Origin of the sequence: Ruminococcus callidus ATCC 27760 (assembly GCF_000468015.1) — a bacterium.
Lineage (GTDB): Bacteria > Bacillota > Clostridia > Oscillospirales > Ruminococcaceae > Ruminococcus_C > Ruminococcus_C callidus.
Window position 1 is genome coordinate 31628 of sequence record NZ_KI260360.1, and the last position, 326, is coordinate 31953.

General features: G+C 55.5%; 1 pseudogene. It reads left to right on the forward strand.

Annotated features, from left to right (window positions below):
• Positions 1-290, forward strand: a pseudogene (locus RUMCAL_RS16940) (hypothetical protein); the annotation flags it as partial.
• Positions 291-326 lie beyond the last annotated feature (36 nt).

Below are 326 nucleotides of genomic sequence, written 5' to 3' on the forward strand. Positions count from 1 at the left end.
CAACAACCGCAACGACTGCAACCACTACCACAACGGCTCCGACAGCTGCAAAGGGTGACGCTTCCGGCGACGGCGTGCTCGACACCAACGATGTATTCGAAGCCATGCTCTGTGTGGCATACCGTGGTGCAGGCATGTCCAGCAATCTCACCGCCGACCAGATCGCCGCTGCCGATATTGACGGTGACGGCTCGGTAGATTCCACCGACGTGTACTATATCCTTTACTACGTTGCCCTGCAGGGTGCAGGCAAGAATCCGACTTGGGACTTCGTGCTGGGCAGAAAGTAATTCCTAGGGAAACACTGAATAAAGCTTGTGCGTAAG